The sequence below is a fragment of the Epilithonimonas sp. genome (assembly GCF_032054305.1).
Classification (GTDB): Bacteria; Bacteroidota; Bacteroidia; order Flavobacteriales; family Weeksellaceae; genus Epilithonimonas.
Map to the genome: position 1 here is coordinate 13,657 of NZ_DAMBSX010000003.1, position 18,617 is coordinate 32,273.

Annotated in this window: 13 protein-coding genes; 4 read left to right on the forward strand and 9 right to left on the reverse strand. The window is 35.1% G+C overall.

Features of this window, described 5'->3' with window-relative positions; genetic code table 11:
* Window positions 1–5: 5 nt before the first annotated feature.
* Window positions 6–776 (reverse strand): hypothetical protein, encoded by a 771-nt coding sequence (locus RTX21_RS06985; protein ID WP_312766352.1) that lies wholly within the window; start codon window positions 774–776, stop codon window positions 6–8.
* A gap of 290 nt (window positions 777–1,066) precedes the next feature.
* Here RTX21_RS06985 and RTX21_RS06990 point away from each other — a divergent pair, with 290 nt between their 5' ends.
* The 3 genes from RTX21_RS06990 to RTX21_RS07000 all read left to right on the forward strand — a co-directional run bounded on the left by RTX21_RS06990 (window position 1,067) and on the right by RTX21_RS07000 (window position 9,709).
* On the forward strand, window positions 1,067–6,907 hold the full coding sequence (locus RTX21_RS06990; protein WP_312766354.1) for an MG2 domain-containing protein: 5,841 nt from the start codon (window positions 1,067–1,069) through the stop codon (window positions 6,905–6,907).
* A 174-nt stretch (window positions 6,908–7,081) separates the two neighbouring features.
* On the forward strand, window positions 7,082–7,462 hold the full coding sequence (locus RTX21_RS06995; RefSeq protein WP_312766356.1) for a hypothetical protein: 381 nt from the start codon (window positions 7,082–7,084) through the stop codon (window positions 7,460–7,462).
* 21 nt (window positions 7,463–7,483) lie between these two features.
* On the forward strand, window positions 7,484–9,709 hold the full coding sequence (locus RTX21_RS07000; protein WP_312766357.1) for a reprolysin-like metallopeptidase: 2,226 nt from the start codon (window positions 7,484–7,486) through the stop codon (window positions 9,707–9,709).
* A gap of 73 nt (window positions 9,710–9,782) precedes the next feature.
* Here the strand turns inward: RTX21_RS07000 and RTX21_RS07005 are convergent, their stop codons facing one another.
* The 5 genes from RTX21_RS07005 to lpdA all read right to left on the reverse strand — a co-directional run bounded on the left by RTX21_RS07005 (window position 9,783) and on the right by lpdA (window position 14,952).
* Complete coding sequence (locus tag RTX21_RS07005) at window positions 9,783–10,373, reverse strand: porin family protein (protein WP_312766358.1); 591 nt, start codon at window positions 10,371–10,373, stop codon at window positions 9,783–9,785.
* 92 nt (window positions 10,374–10,465) lie between these two features.
* A complete protein-coding gene (locus tag RTX21_RS07010; protein WP_312766360.1) occupies window positions 10,466–11,140 on the reverse strand; it encodes a porin family protein in 675 nt (224 codons plus the stop codon).
* 146 nt (window positions 11,141–11,286) lie between these two features.
* Complete coding sequence (gene aroB / locus RTX21_RS07015; RefSeq protein WP_312766363.1) at window positions 11,287–12,333, reverse strand: 3-dehydroquinate synthase; 1,047 nt, start codon at window positions 12,331–12,333, stop codon at window positions 11,287–11,289.
* A 106-nt stretch (window positions 12,334–12,439) separates the two neighbouring features.
* The gene (locus RTX21_RS07020; protein ID WP_312766366.1) at window positions 12,440–13,372 is read right to left on the reverse strand and encodes a DUF4476 domain-containing protein; all 933 of its coding nucleotides are present in this window, start codon (window positions 13,370–13,372) and stop codon (window positions 12,440–12,442) included.
* Between the two features lie 176 nt (window positions 13,373–13,548).
* Window positions 13,549–14,952, reverse strand: coding sequence for a dihydrolipoyl dehydrogenase (lpdA, locus tag RTX21_RS07025; protein WP_312766368.1), 1,404 nt, complete (start codon window positions 14,950–14,952; stop codon window positions 13,549–13,551).
* Window positions 14,953–15,077: 125 nt separating this feature from the next.
* Between lpdA and RTX21_RS07030 the strand changes: the two genes are divergently transcribed.
* Window positions 15,078–15,731 carry a YggS family pyridoxal phosphate-dependent enzyme gene (locus RTX21_RS07030; RefSeq protein WP_312766369.1) on the forward strand — a complete coding sequence of 218 codons (654 nt, stop codon included), beginning with the start codon at window positions 15,078–15,080 and terminating at the stop codon, window positions 15,729–15,731.
* Between the two features lie 63 nt (window positions 15,732–15,794).
* Here RTX21_RS07030 and RTX21_RS07035 read toward each other — a convergent pair whose 3' ends face one another.
* The 3 genes from RTX21_RS07035 to RTX21_RS07045 are packed head-to-tail and all read right to left on the reverse strand — an operon-like array spanning window position 15,795 to window position 18,608.
* On the reverse strand, window positions 15,795–16,889 hold the full coding sequence (locus RTX21_RS07035) for a glycosyltransferase family 1 protein (RefSeq protein ID WP_312766371.1): 1,095 nt from the start codon (window positions 16,887–16,889) through the stop codon (window positions 15,795–15,797).
* Entirely contained in the window at window positions 16,889–17,677 is a 789-nt protein-coding gene (locus RTX21_RS07040; RefSeq protein ID WP_312766373.1) for a polysaccharide deacetylase family protein, read from the reverse strand. The genes RTX21_RS07035 and RTX21_RS07040 overlap by 1 nt, the downstream gene beginning before the upstream one ends.
* Window position 17,678: 1 nt before the next feature.
* Entirely contained in the window at window positions 17,679–18,608 is a 930-nt protein-coding gene (locus tag RTX21_RS07045) for a glycosyltransferase family 2 protein (protein ID WP_312766374.1), read from the reverse strand.
* Window positions 18,609–18,617 lie beyond the last annotated feature (9 nt).

The window sequence follows — 18,617 nt, forward strand, 5'->3', positions numbered from 1 at the left end:
AGATTTTAACAAAACTGCAATATCAATTTGTAAGCCAAAAGATATAACAAAGGAAGTCCACTACAGCTTTCAACCAAAAAACTAAAATAAGCTTCCCGATTATTATTTTCTGAAAAATAAATTAGTAAAAATGTGATAATTGTAGTCAAGAAAAAACACAACGCAAAAACTAAATCCAGATAAAAAACACTCAACAAACTTGAGATAAAAACTAATAAATAGGCTAAAAATTTAGTCTTTTGAACACCAATCAAAATCGGAAAAGTAATCACCTCATCACTTTCCATATCCCGAATATCAAAAGGCAAAACCAAAGCCGAGATGAATAACCAAGTAATGAAAAATATTTCTAAATTAAATTCAGGAAGAATCAACCAAGAATTAATCAAAGCCCAAGTCAATCCCACGTAAAAAATCTTAAGTAATGGGATTTTTCTGATGAATTTCTCAAGAAAAAAGGAATTGTAAAGCAGTCCAAGAATTACAATAATTGCCCATTTCAAAAGTCGTATTTCATTATGATTCTCCAGAATCAGAATTACACTGATAATTCCACATATAAAATTGAAAATCAGAATCTTAATGAATATCTTTTTATCATATTGGTATTTAGTGTAGAGATAACCACTGAAATAGGTAATAAAAATAAGTAACAGACTTGGCCAACGGAATATACTTTGCTCAAGCATAAAAAATGCAGCCAAAAAAGTTCCCATTAATGAAACATAAATCTGACTGTCGATGAGATATTTTTTTGCTAAATTTAGAAACAGCATTGATTTAACAAATGTCGGAAAAAATGTTCTAAATGAATGTAATCTTAAAAAGCTTTAAATTTTTAAAAAAAAATATTTTTTCCTTCCAACCTTACGATAAAATAAAGCATCTTTATAAAGTGAATCGGTTCACTGATTAAAAAAATAAAAGTCACATATGAAATCGCCGTAATTTAGACAACCAAAACATCATTGAAGTTACAGCGATAACATATGACCTTTAAAAAAAATACAATCTACATATGAAAATCCTAAAATCCTTATTAGTATTCTTATTAATATTTGCTACTATGAATTTTTCCGCTCAAAACTATTACGACCAGCAATGGAAAAAAATCGAAGACAACTATAAAAAAGGAACTTACAAATCCAATCTTCCGATTATTCTGGACATTCAGAATCAGGCTTTCAAGGATAATAACGCGATACAAATTATCAAATCCTTAAAAGCGGAATTCAGCATCAATAAACAGACAAATGACGATACGAAGAATGATGAGAATTCCAAATTCTTTTCGAAACTTTTATCAACCGAAAGCAAATTGAAAGGCGATGAAAAGCAATTATTTCATATCCTGACTTTGGAATTTATTAAAGATTATTACCAGAACAATTCCTGGAAAATCAATCAGAAAACCAATATAGACAGTGCAGATTTGTTGCAAATCGAAACCTGGAGCAAGCTTGATTTTAAAAATTATTTATCTAAGAATTACTCAGATTTAGAAAAAGAAAATTCCGCTTTGAAGAAAATCCAAATGCAGAAGTACAGTGAAATATTTGATGCATCTGACAATTTTGAATACTTCCCGACACTTTCTGATTGGTACGATTACAATTATATCGATTTTCTTAGAAATCAAAATCTTTTCACACCGAACGAATTGAAAGTGAATTCAACCAAAATCAATTCGATTTTTGATTCGGAAATTGGTTCGCTTTCTGGGAATGCTCAATTGTATTTCAAACATCAAAAAATCAATTATAATTGTGAATTAAATAATTGCAAAGACAAATTTGAACAGCTTGAAAAATTAGTTGAAGATGAATCTGTAAAGGGCGATTACAAAGTCTTAATCATTGATGATATGATTGAGCTTCTTCAACAAAAGCAAGATTACAAATTAGCCTTGACTTGGATAAATGATGCGAAGGAAATGTTTCCAAAATCTAAGTTTCTGAATAACATCAAGAACAAAGAAAATCAAATCAAAAATCCGCAACTGAATTTGTTTTATGAAAACGAAACGCAAAGCAACAAACCGATTCATTTGGTTGCAGAAGGAAAAAATGTGAAAAACTTTTCACTCAATATTTACAAAGCTGATGACAATGCAGGTTTTCTGAATTACGTTTTTGATTCTTACAAAACACCCTTTGCAAAAGTCAAAAAAACATTGGTAAGAAAAGACCAATTCAATTTACCTGAATCTTCGGATTTTAAAACGCATAAAACATCTTTGGAGCTAAAAGCACTTCCATCAGGAATTTATTTAGCTGAATATGTGGTTGAAAATTCCGTTCAAAGAAATTTTCATTTTATCGTTTCCGATTCGAAAATCATTTATTCCAAAAAAGATGATTCTAATCCAAAAGCGAATATTCTGAAACTCGTAAATAATGAAAACGGAAAAGTTTTTACGAATGAAAATCTTGAAATAACCGAATATGTGAGAGGAAAGCAAATCGTAAAGCATTCTGTCAAGACAGATGCGTCTGGAAATTTCCAAATTCCGAATTCTGACAACAAGGAATATTACAGAAATTTTCTTATCAAAAATGGAAACAATTATTCGATGATAAATGTTTATGGTTATGATGATTACAATAACCAAAACAAATCTCAAAACCAAGAAACCGCACAGATTTTCCTTGACAGAAAAATCTACAGACCAGGACAAATTGTTTATTTTAAAGCGATTGCAACAGGAATCAATGGAGAAACTCAAAAAGTAAAAGTGCTTGAGAAAATCCCACTGAATATTATTTTGCACGATGCCAATGGTGAAGAGTTGCAAACTCTGAAACTCACAACTAATGCATTTGGTTCCGTGAATGGAAGTTTTATGCTTCCAAAAAACAAGCTAAATGGAAGTTTCAATATTGAAGTGAATAATGATGACAAATCTGGTTTCCATATTAATGGCTATGCGGATTTTCAAGTGGAGGAATACAAACGTCCAAAATTCGAAGTGACCTTTGAACCGATTAAAGACGAGTATAAATACGGTCAAACTATTGAATTGAAAGGGAAAGCAATGATGTTTTCCGGTATTCCGCTGAGCAATTCAACAGTGAACTATGAAATCAAAAAACAGAATATCCGTTGGAAATATTTTTGGTGGTATCCTCGTGGGAATGATAATGAAAATTCGATTTTGGGCGATGTGAAAACCAATGAGAAAGGCGAATTTACCATTAAAGTAGAATTGAAAAAAGATGAAACTCTGGAAGGAATCCAGATTGATAATTATGCCATCAATGCTTCTGTGACGGACATCAACGGAGAAACGCAATCTGCGAATACGAATATAAAAGTCGCGTCGGTTTCTCATTACATCACAGCAAACGAAATCGGAAATACGTTTACTGATGAAGCTGTAAAACTTACCGTTGACACCAAAAATTACAATGACCAAATTCTGAAAAAACCTTATCAAGTAAAATTGGAAAAACTGGAAGAGCCGAAACAGATTTTCAGAAGCCAATTTGAAAATACCATTCAGGATTTGCCTGTTCTTTCTAAAATTGAATTTGTTCAGAAATTTCCTCACGATAGATTTGATAAAAATGATGACATCAAAAATTGGAAGTCGGAGAAACAGTTGATTAATCGTACAGAAAATCCAGCAACCGACAACCAGCAACCGACAACCAAATTGGATTTAGGAAAGCTAAATGCCGGAACTTACAAGCTTCAACTTTATAATATCGAAGGAAAAGACACGATAAAAACGGAACAATTTTTCAAAGTTTGGGATAAAAAATCGTTGGGTCAAAGTCAAAACCCATTCTTGGAAGTGATTAAACCGGCGCAAGATTTCAAGCGAGGTGAAAAAGCAAAAGTGTTTGTTTATTCTGCGATTCCTGATGCTTTGGTCAATATTTTTATTCAAAATGGGAAGGGCGAAATTGTGACCGAAACCAAATCTTTCAAAAATGGAATTTTGGAATATGAAACTGTGATTCCGAAAGATGAAAGTATCTCGAGAGTGAATCTGCAGTTCCAATTGGTGGCTTTCAATGATGTAAAAACGGAATCTGTTGATTTAAAAATTGCTGATAATGATGATTTGAAAATCGAAACTGTTACTTTCCGAGACAAATTACAACCTGGACAAAAAGAAAAATGGACAATAAAAATTTCTGGCGCTGATAAGGAAAAAATCAATGCGGAAGTTTTAGCGAATATGTATGATAAATCGCTTGACCAATTTGCTGTGAATTCCTGGAGTTGGCAGAAATTCTATTCGCCTTCCTACCAAAGTTCTTATGAATTGGGAAATGGTTTGGAGCAGCAATATTATAATAAGAGATTCGAATTTTTGAAAAATTATAATATTAATTCGCCTCAGTTTAGTTGGTTTGATGGTAGACTTTATAATATTGATAATGTTTTGAATGGCAGAGTTGCAGGGCTGAATGTTGTTCAAGAAGCTGCCCCAGCAGCAAAAATAATGATTAGAGGAAATTCTTCTGTTCAATCTGACACAATGTCTAAAGATAAATCTATCGAAGAGGTTGTAGTTTCACGTTATTCTGAAAAGAAACAACAAGAAAAATTAGATAAAATCCCAGTTCGTCAAAATCTCAACGAAACAGCATTTTTCTATCCAAATCTTTTGACGGATAAAGACGGAAACGTCAATTTTGAATTCACGTCTCCGGAAGCTTTGACACAGTGGAAACTGATGTTTCTGGCTCATACCAAAGATGCCAGAACTGCGATTTTGGAGAAAACGGTTGTGACGCAGAAAGAATTTTCTATCACGCCTAATTATCCAAGATTCCTGCGGGAAGGCGACGAACTGAATCTGCAGACGAAAATCTCAAGTTTGGTCAATCAAATATTAACCGGCGTTGCGCAGTTGCAGATTTTGGATGCTTTTACGAATGCAGATATTACAGACCAATTCGGAATCAGCCAATTGACGGCGGTTTCCGGATATAACAAGGAGCAATCTTTTTCATTGGCAGAAAATGGAAATACATCCGCCACCTGGAAATTGAAGGTTCCAAATAATGTTTCTTCGATTATTATTAAAATTGTTGCAAAAGCTGGGAACTTCTCTGACGGCGAGCAAAAAGCAATCGCAGTTCTTCCGAACAGAATGCTGGTAACGGATGCGCTTCCGATTTTTGTGAAAGAAGGCCAGACGAAAACTTTCACTCTGGACAATCTTAAAAATTCTAATTCTAAAACATTAACCAATGTTTCCAACACTTTGGAATTGACCACCAATCCGATTTGGGAGATTATGTTTGCGTTGCCAAGTTTGAAAGACGACACCAATAATTCTGCTGATGTGGTGTTCAACAAATGGTTTGCAGATGTTTTGGCTTCGGAAATTTTCAAAGCTAATCCGAAATTGAAAACCGTTTTTGATGAATACCAATCCAAAGGACTTTTGACTTCGAATCTTGAAAAAAATCAGGAATTGAAACAATTGTTATTGGATGAAACGCCTTGGGTTTTAGAATCGAAAAATGAAACGGAGCAAATGCAGAAATTAGCAAGATTATTCGATGCCAATACGATGCGAAATTCCATCAATGATGATTGGTCAGAATTAATAAAATTACAAAATCCTGACGGTGGATTCAGCTGGTATCAAGGTTATCCAAGTTCTTATTACACTTCGCTTTATATTTTGAAAAATTTAGGAAGAATCAATGATTGGCTGAAAGGAAATCTTTCTGATTATCAAAGTTCCGAACAAAAAGAAATGGTGAAAAAACTGGTTTCTTTTGTGGACAACGAAGTGAATAAATATATGCCGGCTGACAAGAAAGATGTTGTAAATAATTTTGTGCTGGATTACCTGGATACCAGAAATTACTGGGAAAAAGAATTGCCTTTGAAACAAAAAGGTGTTAGCTTGAAAAATGCCGTTATTTCAAAGGCTAAAACAGAAAAAATAACAGGTTTTACTTTCTTCGGATTGCATCGATTAGCAATTTTATTTAATAATTACGGATTGAATAACGTTTCTAAAAAATTCCTGAACTATCTGAAGGAAACTTCGACACCGTCGGAAACTCAAGGTGTTTACTGGAAACAAAACCTAAATGACTGGGGTTGGTATTCTTCCAAAACAGTGAATCATGCAGGAGCTTTGGAGGCATTTCAAAAACTGACTCCGACAGATGAAAATTTCATCGAAGAGATGAAAATCTGGCTGATTACTCAGAAAGAAGTGAATTCTTGGGGCAATTCAAGAGGAACTGCGGAAGTTATTTTCACGATTTTGAATTCAGGAAAATCCTGGACAAATGCAGAATCGGACAAAGCGGAAATCACCTGGGCTGGAAAACAACTAAATCCTCAGACGCAGGCGACTGGTTATGTTAAACAATCGATTAATTCTGATAAAGTGAACAAAGATTTAGGAACAGTTGTCATCAAAAAAGACAGTCCTGGAATTGTTCAGGGTGGAGTGTTCTGGCAATATTATGAAGACCTTGATAAAATCAAATCTTCGGAAAGTTATATTTCAATTACTAAGGAATTGTACAAAAAAGTGAAAACAGAAAACGGCGAACAATTAATTAAAATCGATGAAATTTCGCCGTTGAAAGTTGGAGATAAAGTGACTGTGAGAATGATTCTGAATACGGACAGAAATATGGAATTCATTCACCTGAAAGATATGCGAGCTTCTGGATTTGAGCCTTTGGATGTGATTTCGGGTTATGAGTGGAAGAACAATCTGGGGTATTATCAATCCACAAAAGATGCTTCCACCAATTTCTACATCGAATATATGCCGAAAGGAAAATATGTTTTCGAGTATGATTATGTTGCGAATGCAAGTGGAAAATTCTCAAACGGAATTACAACGCTTCAAAATTATTACGCACCGCAAATGAATGCACATACGCAGGGAACTAAAGTTGTGATTTCAGAATAAGATAGAATGTAATTACAGAAAAGGGCTTCAGTTATTTGAAGCCTTTTCTTATTTTAGTTAAAACATTAAACAGATTACATAATTTTTATTATTTTAGCAAAAAAAAGTATGAAATCAAGATGTCTTTTATACTTTTCTTTATTGATTCATTTATTTTCTTGTCAAAATGCAAAAATGAATAGTGGTAATTTGAAGGTAAAGGAAGTAGAATTTGAGGATGTAAATCACGTGAATATTAAACTGATTGATTCTGAATTTAAGATTTTAAAATCGCAAACCGAAATCAATAGTATTTACAAAGTCATCAACGCCAATAATCCTTCTCCAAGAAAAAATCCTATCCCAACTTTTGAAGAGAATGAAACTTATATTGTTCTACAACCTAAAATTGAACAATCGGACTTCACGATTTCAAAGGTTTCAGAAAGTAATCAAAGTTTGGAAATAACAATTCAGCAGTACGACAATCCTGAATTTAAAAATAAAAAACACCCCGCAATCATTATTAAGCTTAATAAAAAAAGTAATTATGATAACGTAAAAATCAAGAAATAGAATAACTTAAATATTTTAAAAATGAACAAAAAATTACTATTTTCAGTAGGTGTAATGTTCTCGGGAATGCTATTCTCGCAGAAGAATTACTGGAAGCAGGTTTCTAACGTGGACAACAGATTACCCGTCTTTGATAAAACTGCTATACCTTCTAAGTACAAGCTATATCAGCTAAACGTAGAAGAAATAAAAGCTGACTTGGCAAAAGCACCTCAGCGTTTTTCTAATGACGAATCTTTAGTTTTAAAATTCCCAACAGCGGATGGAAAATTAGTAGATTATGTGATCAAAGAAGCTTCCGTGATGGATCCTGTTTTGCAGGCGAAGTATCCTAACTTAAGATCATATCTTGGATACGAAAAAGGTAACTCCGGAAACTCTATCCGTTTCAGTGTATCGCCTTATGATGGCATGAACGTGATGTACTATAATGCAGGTAAAACAGCTTATCTAGATGCTTACACACAGGATAAATCTACTTACATGGTTTACAACCGTGAAGATCTAGGCGCTAATTTGGAAGGTTTCATTTGTGGGTATAAAAATCCTGAGGGAGAAGATTTTTCATCAGAACCAGTTCCACAATCTTTGGTACAGGACGGGCAATTCAGAAATTACCGCCTTGCATTAGCAACAACGATGGAATATTCCCGATACCATATCAATAGAGCTGGATTGAGTGCAGGAACAGTTGCTCAAAAGAAAGAAACTGTATTAGCTGCAATGAACACAACCATGACAAGAGTAAATGGTGTCTATGAGAAAACCATTTCTCTTACCATGACCATGATTGCAAATAATGATGTTTTACTATCCATTGATGTTGATGCTTACGGACCTGGATTTACTAATACTGATGGATATGCTCTCCTTGATGAAAATCAGGCGTTCATAGATGCAACAATTGGAAGTTCAGCATATGATATTGGACATATCTTCAGTACTGGGGGCGGAGGTGTTGCCCAGTTAAGATCTCCATGCACGGCGAGCAAGGCTCGTGGTGTCACAGGTCGTTCTGCGCCTAGGACCGATGCTTTTGACATTGATTATGTTGCCCACGAAATGGGGCACCAGTGGGGCGCTCAACATACTTTTGATAACTCTTGTGATAATAACAGAAGTGCATCTACTTCTGTAGAGCCAGGTAGTGGTAGTACGATCATGGCATATGCCGGTATATGCGCACCAAATATCCAAAGTAACAGTGATGCTTACTTTCACGTAGTAAGCGTGAATCAAATGTATAGTAATATCACTACAGGTACAGGTTCTGGATGTGCAGTGAAAACAGCCAATAATAATCAGGTTCCGGTAATCCAAGCTTTGACCAATTACTCTATCCCCTACGGAACAGCTTTTGTTTTAACAGGAACTGCAACAGATCCGGATGGAGATGCCTTGACTTATCTTTGGGAGCAAACTAATACAAGAACTTCAACTACATCTACAGCCCCTACTGCAACACAAACTTCAGGGTCAGTGTTTAGATCTTATACACCTACAGCATCTACTTCTCGTTACTTCCCTGTGATGTCTGCAGTTGCCGCTGGAAATCTTGCTCCAACTTGGGAAGTCATTCCAACCGTTGAAAGAGACCTGAACTTCTCTTTATTTGTAAACGACAACAAAGCAACAGGAAATCAAGCTGCCAGGGCTAATATGATAGTTACTGTTACAGGAACTGGACCTTTCAAAGTAACTTCACAATCTGCCGCTGCTAATTATAATGGAGGTTCTTCTCTTGCTGTAACATGGGACGTAGCGGGTACTACAGCTGCTCCTATAAATACACAAAATGTTCAGATCCTATTATCGTCAGACAATGGATTGACTTACCCTACAGTTCTTGCAGAGAGTGTTCCAAACACAGGAACAGCCAATGTAACTCTTCCAAATGAAGATAATTCTAATGCAAGAATTATGGTAAAAGCGGTTAATAATATCTATTTTGCAGTTAATGCTACAAGATTTAACATTAACAAAATTCTTGCTGTGAACGAATCTGCATTTGAAAAAGGATTTGCAATCTATCCAAACCCAGCTAAAGGAGAAGTAAATATCTCTCTAAACAAAGCTGCAAAAGGTGCAACTTACCAAATTGTCGACCTTTCCGGAAAACTAGTTTCAAACGGTTCTTTGGAAAATGAAAAAACTCAAGTAAACATCTCTAACTTGAAGACAGGAACATACAGAATTGTAATTTCTAACAACGGAGAAACAACCAGCAAAAATCTTATTGTTAAATAGGCAATAAAGCAATCAAACAAAAAAACCAACTTCTTTTCGAAGTTGGTTTTTTGTTTTCAAGATTTAATAAAAATTAAAATCCATATTGAAGTCCTATCTGGAAACCACTATTTCTGAGTTGCTTATCACTATTATTCCAGCTTGTGGAACCATTTTTCTTGATATCCGTAAAACCAATAATATATCTCGCACCAATTGCCATATTATTGAATTTAAATCCTAATCCAATCCCTCCACTCAGATCTAACTGATTATAAGCATCCTTATCTTTTTCAATAATAGTTTTGCTATCGCTTTCGTATTTATTCTTGTTACCCACCAAAACACTAAACTGGGGTCCTCCTTCTACATAAAATTTAGGAATCAATTCGAACTGGAACATAATTGGCATTGACACATAATTCAGACTCAAAGTGTGAGAAGTCTTTCCATTTTCATATTTCACTCCCATATTGTTATAGATCAACTCCGGTTGGATACTGAGCAATGCATTAACTGGAGCGTTCATATAAGCGCCTACATAAAACCCAATTTTAGAATTTTTATCTCCCCAGCTATTTTCCTTACTGATCGTAGAAATATTAGCCCCACCTTTTACCCCAAATGATTGAGAATAAGCCAAAGATATAATCGTCAGCCCCAACACTCCAAAAATTTTCTTCATATATAATTGTTTATGAATGACAAAAATATAAATTATCAAATAAAAAAAGACCGATTAATTCGGTCTTTTATAATATTTATGATTATATAATATTAGAATTTGTAAGATAATCCTACTTGAAAGGTATTGTTTCTGTTTTTACCGCTCTGTTCTAAAGTCGTGTTACCATCTTCATTATTGCTTTTCTTATTAATATCAGTGAAACCTGCAACGTATCTGGCATTAATACCAAAATTTTCTGTAAAGTTAAAACCTAAACCTAGACCTGCTCCCATATTGAATCCACTAAAGTTATCCTTAATATCTCCTGATTCATTAGTTGTAGTAGTTTCCCCTCCACTTACGGTAGTGCTAGCAAAGTCTTTTGCTTTCGCACTCACGAGAAATCCAAATTCTGGCCCAGCTTCTAAATAAAAGTTAGGCGTTGCATGAAATTGGAACATCACAGGAACCGTAATATAATCTAAATTTAAACTTGCAGAAGTTCTATTTGTATAATTTGTACCCAATATTGTCCCACTGCTTACTTGTGTTACTTTGGAACCTAATTGACTATATAAAACCTCAGGTTGAATGCTAAACATTTCTGACAACGGAGCATTCATGAAAACACCTCCGTAAAAACCTGCCTTAGACTTTGAATCTTCATAACCGTCTTTAGAAATCGAAGATACGTTAAGACCTGCTTTCAAACCGAATGATGGACTTGTTTGAGCGAATGCAAAAGTTCCTGCTACCAAACCTAATCCTAAAAATAACTTTTTCATAATTTCAAATTTTAAATTTTGTTTTACGGGAAGGATACTTCCAAATTCTTTGCCAAAAAAATAAAATCGAAAGCTATTTTTTAAAATTAAAATTATAAATAATTAATTATGAGTAGATTAAAAATACTATTCAATAAATAAAAACATTAATTAGAATTGATATTTTTATAGAAATCCAAGGCTAAAATGATTTGTTCTGCACATAATTTCTGATCAAAAAGGCAAGAACCTGCTCCATTGATCAATGAGAAATTGATATTTCCATCTTGGTTTTTCTTGTCATTGAACATCAAATCTATGATAGCCCCGTTCTTAAATTCGGATATGTCAATGTATGGAAAAAATCTTTGAATTTTCGATATAATCGTTGATGAAACCTCAACATCTATCAAACCTGCAAGCAAAGCCAAGTGTGTTTCGCAAATCATTCCAAGAGCAACTGCTTCACCGTGAGGAATCAATTCTCCTTTTTTCATAAAAAGACTTTCCACCGCATGACCGATCGTATGTCCGAAGTTGAGAATCTTACGAATATTTTCTTCTTTAAAATCTTTCGTTACAACCTCATTTTTGATTTCCATACTTCTATTAATGAATGGTGCAATATCTTCTGGTGTAATCTTAATTAACGAACTCAGGTCGTTCCAATGATTGGAATCTGCAATCAATCCGTGTTTCAGCATCTCAGCAAAACCACTTCTCAATTCTTCAAATTTCAGAGTTTCAAGAAATTTTGGATAAAAGAAAATCCCTTCAGGCAAAGCGAAAGTTCCAACAATATTTTTAAGATACTGATGGTCAATCCCTGTTTTTCCACCAATTGATGCGTCACACATAGACAAGAGAGTTGTAGGAACATTAATGAATCTAAAACCTCTCTTATAAGTAGAAGCCACAAAACCTCCAAGGTCTGTTACCACTCCTCCACCAAGATTGATGAGAAGCGATTTTCTGTCGGCCTCCATCTCTGAGAAAACTTCCCAAAGTTGGGTTGCTGTTCCGATATTTTTATTTTCTTCTCCAGCTTCAATTTCGATAACTTCGAATGGCGCATCGGTTTCCAGATTGGGAAGTAAGATTGGCAGACAATGGTTGTGTGTGTTTTCATCAACCAGAATAAAAATTTTACTCGGACTGATTTGACTTATATATTCATTAAGACTTGTGAAATCTTTGTCAAGCTCTTTTATCATAACCAAAATTTTAACAAAAGTAAGAACAAAAAAGATATTAGATGTCAAATATTAGATAAAGGATATTTGAGAAAATAAAAAAGAGAAACAATTGTCTCTCTTTAATTTATTGTTTTGAAATAAAATCTCGTAATTCCTGAGCTGAACTCTGAAATTGAAATGCAGGATAAACCACAAAATAATTGACAGGGTCCACACATCTGGGATAAGAATATTTGGCAACCTCAACTCTATCTTTGTCATAAGTCAAAGCTTCGAGAAGGGATTTTATCTGCTCAGATGTTGCCATAGCATTTCTCAGCTGCTGCTTGATGACGGAAACTTTATCATCTGCAAATTTGGTGTTTTTAACGACTTGTAAAAAGGCATTAAAACTCGCACTATTCATCACGTTGCCATTATAATTTCCTTGGTTGTTCCCATTGTAACCACCTTGGTTGCCTGTTCCGTAATATGGGTCCCATTGTCCAGAATTACCATTATTGTATGGAGAATTCCACATATCATTCCAAATATCGCCATAATTACTATAAGCTTGGTTTTGAAGCTGATAAGTCCCCAAAAGATACAATCCACGATTGCTAAAGAAATCCAAAACCAATCTGGAATTGTTACGAACATTAACTCTTGTCCTATAGAGCAGGTATCCGTTTCCATAAACCGAGATGGGTACCAGACCTGGGATTATATCAAAAAACCTATACTTTCCGGAAGAATTAGCTGACATTTGGTCGCCGACCTCCACTGTATAGAAGCCTCGTTCAGGAATCCTCAGAAATATCTCTGCATAACCGTAACCATAATTTTGATTCCAGTCGTAATTCGGATTTGGCCTGTTGTTGGGGATATTATTTGGGTTGGTTCTGTAATTTGAATTATCTAATGTTCCGCTTCCCCTTTTTCCGGATGTTTCCGGTTTGCGAGTCTGCATATCAGTTTTAGAAGCTTCATTTTTCAATAGCTCGCCTGCTTTTCCTGCTTCCTGAGCAAAAGTCGCTAAACTTAAAAGAAAGGCACAAGTAGTAAATATTTTTTTCATATATAATAGTTTATTTATAATATCTAGTGTGATCCTACAAATATGCCAATTATCAATCAAAACAACAATTTCAGCATATGAAAATTTAAAACCCCTGAATATAAATCAATTAAAAATAAAAAGAGAAGCAATATTACTTCTCTTTTCTAAATATTTTATGTAAAAACTTATTTTTACTACATATGAATGGATCTTTTTCCGGTCGCATCCAAAGCAGCTTCTTTCACAGCTTCTGCATAAGTTGGGTGTGCGTGAGAACTTCTTGCGATGTCTTCTGCACTTGCACGGAACTCCATTGCGATAACGCCTTCTGCAACCAGATCTGCTGCTCTCGCTCCAATCATATGAAATCCAAGAACTTCATCAGTTTTGTCGTCAGCGATGATTTTCACGAATCCGTCTGTATCACCACTTGCACGGCTTCTGCCCAAAGCTCTCATTGGGAAACTTCCCACTTTGTAAGCTACACCTTCTTCTTTCAGCTGCTCTTCAGTTTTACCAACACCTGCAACTTCCGGCCAAGTGTAAACCACTCCTGGAATCAGGTTATAATTGATGTGAGGTTTTTGTCCTGCCAAAATTTCAGCTACCAAAGTTCCTTCTTCTTCCGCTTTGTGAGCTAGCATTGCTCCTTTGATTACGTCTCCGATGGCATATATGTTAGAAACGTTGGTTTGCAAATGGTCATTGGTTTTCACTCTACCTCTTTCGTCAAGTTCTACACCAGCTTTTTCCAAGCCAAGTCCGTCTGTGTAAGGTCTTCTACCAACAGAAACCAAAACATAATCGCCTTCAAAGTTGACCTCTTCGCCTTTTTTGTTTTTAGCCGTTACCTTTACAGAATCTCCATTTCTCTCCACTGCAGAAACGGCCGTAGAAAGCTCGAATTTCATTCCTTGTTTTCTAAGCACTTTTTGCAATTCCTTGGAAAGTGCGCCGTCCATTCCTGGGATAATTTTGTCCATAAACTCAACCACAGTTACCTGAGAACCCAATCTCAAATAAACTGAACCAAGTTCAAGACCGATAACACCACCACCGATAACTACCAAATGTTTAGGAACTTCTTTCAGATTCAAAGCTTCTGTAGAAGTGATGATTCTTTCTTTATCTAAAGTAATGAAAGGTAAACTTGATGGTTTAGAACCAGTTGCAATGATTGTATATTTTGAATCGATGATTTCTGATGAACCATCATTTTTTGTCACTTTGATTTGAGTTGCAGATTCGAAGCTTCCGACACCTTCAAAAACAGTGATTTTGTTTTTGTCCATCAGGAAGTTGATTCCTTTGGTTGTCTGCTCTACCACGCCGTTTTTACGTTCAATCATTTTTGCCAAATCTACCTTCGGCTCGTTGATGATGATTCCGTAATCTGCAAACTCGTGTTTTGCTTTTTCGAAATGCTCGGAACTGTCCAGTAAAGCTTTGGAAGGGATACAACCCACGTTAAGACAAGTTCCGCCCAAAGTAGGATATTTCTCAATAATTGCAGTTTTGAAACCTAATTGCGCAGCTCTGATGGCTGCAACATATCCGCCAGGACCAGAACCGATAACGGTTACATCAAATTGACTCATATATTTTTGTGATTATTATTCAACATAAATTTCCCCAAATTTACGAATTTTAGACTACATCTGCGAATTGATTTTTAACATAATTAATGTCTATTTTTGTCTATCATTTTCAAAATTTCATTCTAATGTCAATAGAAGCAAATTATCAAAATATTCTTTCCCAACTTCCGGAAAATGTAAAATTAGTAACAGTTTCCAAAACCAATCCCTCCGCTAAAATCAAAGAAGTCTATGATTTGGGACAACGTTCTTTTGGAGAGAATAAAGTTCAGGAATTATTGGAGAAACAACCTGTTCTTCCCAATGATATCGAATGGCATTTGATTGGACATCTTCAAACCAATAAAGTCAAATACATTGTCAGTTTTATATCAATGATAGAAAGCATCGACAGCGAAAAGCTGTTGAAAGAAGTGGATAAAGAGGCTTTGAAAAACAACAGAAAAATCCATGTTTTGCTCCAGGTAAAAATCGCAAAAGAAGAGACAAAATTTGGTTTGACAACAGATGAAGCCAAAGAAATTTTCAACAATTATCTTAGCGGAAATTATCCCAACGTCGAAATCAAAGGTTTGATGGGAATGGCAAGTTTTGTGGATGATGAAACTCAAATCCGTGAAGAATTTTCTATTCTGAAAAAACTTTTTGATGATTTGTCTGAACTGAAACCATTAGAAACCTTATCAATGGGAATGAGTGGCGACTTTCCTCTAGCCATCGAATGCGGTTCCAATTCCGTGCGCGTTGGTTCTGCGATTTTTGGAGAACGGAATTATTAGTTGATGGTTGGCTACCAACTTGTCTGGCTGAGGTTCTCGAAGCCTTTATAAATCAAACTTCCATTAAAACAAACTTTTGTAAACCTTCATCACTTCATCAGCAATCACCTCATCATTGAATTTCTGAACGAATTGCAAACCTTTTTCAGCTCTGCGTTTTCTCTCAGATTCGTTGTCCCAGAGAAAATTTATTTTTGCCCGGATATCATCCACATTTTCAGGGTTGACGTAGACAGAATCTGGCCCGCCAGCCTCAGGCAAACAACTTGTATTACTCGTAATGACAACGGTTTCGGAAAATAATGCTTCGATAACGGGAATTCCGAAACCTTCAAAAAAGCTTGGATAAATGAAAATTTCTGCGAGCTTGTAAATCCCCGCTAATTCATCCATAGAAACCTTTTCTAAGAAAAAGACTTCGACTCCGCTCAGTCTGACAGTTTTCTCGATTAAGCTGAAATATTTCGTTTTTTTTGCACCAACAACAACTAAAGGAATTTTGGAATCCTTCAAAGCTTTAACAATATTTAAAAGGTTTTTTCTGGGTTCGATTGTTCCGACATTCAAAATAAATTTCTCAGGAAGATTGAATTTTTCTTTGATTTGATGGAGGATTTCCTCAGATTGTTTTTCCTTGAAACTTGCGTGACAACCTTGATAAACCACTTCGATTTTACTTTCCGGAATTTTCAGATAATGGATAATATCTTTTTTAGTCTGCTCAGAAATGGCAATGATTTTATCGGCAGAAACAGCTGCTTTTTTGAACTTCCAAAAATGAATTTTTCTATCAATCCAAGTGTAGTATTTCGGATATCTTTCGAAAATCAAATCGTGAATAGTAACGACTTTTTTAATTGGTTTCGAGTTCCATCTTAAAGGTAATTCGCCGGACAAACCGTGGAAAATATCGGCATCGTTATTTTGTGCATCGATTCCGGTTTTGAGCTGTCGGGAAAGCGTGCCCTTTGTTGTTTGGACGAAAGTCACATTGGGTAATTTTAATATGGCGTCGCCACGTTCTGACTTTTTTTTATTGAATAATAAATATTGATTATCAGGAAAATACGTCGCTAAAACCCGAACCAAATCGCGGGAATAATTTCCTAAGCCAGACCAGCTGGAAAAAATACGTTTGGCGTCGTAAGCAATCTTCATTAATTGTTATTTTTTTGAGTCCAGTTTTCCAAAAAATCTTTGGTTGTGGAAAATTGATAGTTATTTTTCTTCGCCCATTTAATGAAATCATCGAAACGATTCTCCATCGCTTCTGCCGTATTTTTGAAAGTAAATGCGGGCAACTTATATTTTGGATTCGAAATGTCTGCAAATTCCCAAGGATGAAAATAAATGTTCAAAAATCCTGTTGAATCTAAAGACAACTTTGATAGAAATTTATAAATCCAAAGTGGAAAGTTATGAAAACTCAACCAAAACAATGGAATTCTGAATATTGTAGAAACCGAAGCCGGAAATTGCAACACTTTTTTTTGCCAAAATGGTTTTCTGCTTACCTTAAAATTATTATATCTGCCCGGTAGATAAGTGGGATTGATGGATGAATTATAAAAATAGCCCGCATCAAAAACCGCATCTTCCGAAACAGGGCTCATTCTCGGCATCCTGAGTCCAACTACTTTTGTATCAAATAATTTTTCCAATTCTTGTTTTGATTCCAACAAATGTTTCTCTTCAAACTCCGAATGAAACCAAGTGTGAGAAGCGAGTTCGTGACCTTCGGATAATAATTGATTGACTAAATCCTGATTATTTTCTGCAAAAACTACGGTTGAAAAGAAAGTCGCTTTGATTTGATTGTCTTCTAAAATCTTCAGAATATTCTGCAATCCTTTTCTGGAAACCGCCAATTGCTCTTCCAAAGGAATCTCGCCATCATATTCCAAAGGCATATCAAATTCTTCGATATCGAAACTTAATAAAATCATCTCAGAAATTTTTGTTTTTAATAATGTAATTGGGTCTCTGCTTCACTTCTTTGAAGATTTTGCCCAAATAAATTCCGATAATTCCTAAGATAATCAGCTGCAGGCCGCCAAAAAAAACGATGGTCATAATTAATGAAGCCCAGCCGGAAATTTCTGTTTTTTCAATAAAAGAATACAAGACATAAATCCCATATCCTAAAACCGAAACTCCTGAGAATAAAAAGCCTAGATAAGCCGCAAGGGATAATGGTTTGACGCTGAAAGAGGTGATTCCCGTGAAAGCAAAAGTTACCATTTTTTTCAAATTATAACTACTTTCCCCAGATTGCCTTTCACAAGCCGTAAATTCGATTCCGGTCTGTTTGAAACCCATCCAGCTTGTTAATCCACGAAGAAACAAATCGTCCTCGTTGAAATTTCGCATCACTTCTACAGCATTGGCATCCATTAACCTGAAATCTGAACCGCCTCCTTTTGTCAAATTAACATCCGAAAGACTTGACAATAGTTTATAAAAAAAATCGGAAGTTTTCCTTTTGAAAAAAGAAATTTCTTTGGGATAAGTTCTGATGGTAAAAACAATATCGTTGCCATCTTCCCATTTTTTAATCAGTTCCGGAATCAATTCTGGTGGATGTTGCAAATCGCCATCCATAGAAATCACAGCATTTCCATCGGCATTATCAATTCCTGCTTTTACGGCAGGCTGATGACCGAAGTTCCTGGAAAACTCAATGAATTTTACTTCTCTGTATTTTTGGGAAAGTTCTTCCAGCTTTTGCTGTGTATTGTCTCGGCTTCCATCATTAACAAAAATGATTTCGAAGTCATAATTTTTCAATCCATCAAAAACCTGTCTTATTTTTTGATGAATCAAAGCAACGTTTTCCTGTTCGTTGTGGGCAGGAATGACAATGGAAATCTTTTTCATTAATCTAAT

Bases quoted from the DNA above. Each gene is read 5' to 3' on its own strand.
- RTX21_RS07010 (WP_312766360.1), bottom strand. From the start codon at position 11,140: ATGAAAAAGTTATTTTTAGGATTAGGTTTGGTAGCAGGAACTTTTGCA.
- RTX21_RS07005 (WP_312766358.1), bottom strand. From the start codon at position 10,373: ATGAAGAAAATTTTTGGAGTGTTGGGGCTGACGATTATATCTTTGGCT.
- RTX21_RS07030 (WP_312766369.1), top strand. From the start codon at position 15,078: ATGTCAATAGAAGCAAATTATCAAAATATTCTTTCCCAACTTCCGGAA.
- RTX21_RS07040 (WP_312766373.1), bottom strand. From the start codon at position 17,677: ATGATTTTATTAAGTTTCGATATCGAAGAATTTGATATGCCTTTGGAA.
- RTX21_RS06990 (WP_312766354.1), top strand. From the start codon at position 1,067: ATGAATTTTTCCGCTCAAAACTATTACGACCAGCAATGGAAAAAAATC.
- aroB (WP_312766363.1), bottom strand. From the start codon at position 12,333: ATGATAAAAGAGCTTGACAAAGATTTCACAAGTCTTAATGAATATATA.
- RTX21_RS07000 (WP_312766357.1), top strand. From the start codon at position 7,484: ATGAACAAAAAATTACTATTTTCAGTAGGTGTAATGTTCTCGGGAATG.
- RTX21_RS07020 (WP_312766366.1), bottom strand. From the start codon at position 13,372: ATGAAAAAAATATTTACTACTTGTGCCTTTCTTTTAAGTTTAGCGACT.
- RTX21_RS06995 (WP_312766356.1), top strand. From the start codon at position 7,082: ATGAATAGTGGTAATTTGAAGGTAAAGGAAGTAGAATTTGAGGATGTA.
- RTX21_RS06985 (WP_312766352.1), bottom strand. From the start codon at position 776: ATGCTGTTTCTAAATTTAGCAAAAAAATATCTCATCGACAGTCAGATT.
- lpdA (WP_312766368.1), bottom strand. From the start codon at position 14,952: ATGAGTCAATTTGATGTAACCGTTATCGGTTCTGGTCCTGGCGGATAT.
- RTX21_RS07035 (WP_312766371.1), bottom strand. From the start codon at position 16,889: ATGAAGATTGCTTACGACGCCAAACGTATTTTTTCCAGCTGGTCTGGC.
- RTX21_RS07045 (WP_312766374.1), bottom strand. From the start codon at position 18,608: ATGAAAAAGATTTCCATTGTCATTCCTGCCCACAACGAACAGGAAAAC.